The 605-nt window shown below is 57.5% G+C and carries 1 protein-coding gene; it reads left to right on the top strand.

Annotation, left to right across the window (positions count from 1 at the left end; all coding sequences use genetic code 11):
• Window positions 1-605, top strand: a 605-nt coding sequence (locus E5329_RS29290; RefSeq protein WP_275443902.1) for a replication-relaxation family protein, incomplete at both ends; no start/stop codon positions are given.

Here is a 605-nt window from a genome sequence, read left to right as displayed (position 1 = left end):
CGGCACCCCTGTTACTGACAGCCAATCGCCCCAGCGTGTATCCAAAAGACAACTGACGGAGACTGACAGCCGCCTGGGGGAGCGCGACCGACAGCTGCTCGCTGCGGTGCAGCAGTACCGCTACCTCATGACCGGGCAGATAGGGCGGCTGTTATTTACCGATGCCGCTAACCCATCTGCCGGACTCAGGGCAGCCAGCCGCAGTCTCAAAAAGTTAAGTGAATTTGGATTGGTTGACAGCCTCTCGCGGAGGATTGGCGGGGTAAGGGCCGGATCAGGCTCATACGTCTGGCATCTGACCCACGCCGGCGAGCGCCTGTTGCGGCTCCATGACGGCAAATCGTCCCCCATGCGCAGGCATTATGAACCGTCTCCATATTTCTTAGCCCATACCCTGGCGGTTGCAGAAACTGCCATCCGGCTCACAGAAATCTGCCGGGAACATGAGCCTCAGATTACCGCTTTACAGTTAGAGCCGGAATGCTGGCGGGCATACAGCAGTGCCGGGGTATCCTGCTCTCTCAAGCCCGACCTCTACGCCGCAACTGCTACTGAAGAATATGAAGACCGCTATTTTATCGAAGTTGACCTTGACACGGAATCTC

Origin of the sequence: Petralouisia muris (assembly GCF_004793545.1) — a bacterium.
Lineage (GTDB): Bacteria > Bacillota > Clostridia > Lachnospirales > Lachnospiraceae > Petralouisia > Petralouisia muris.
The sequence above is the reverse complement of the archived record's forward strand: the minus strand, read 5'-3'. Positions and strand labels throughout refer to the sequence as shown.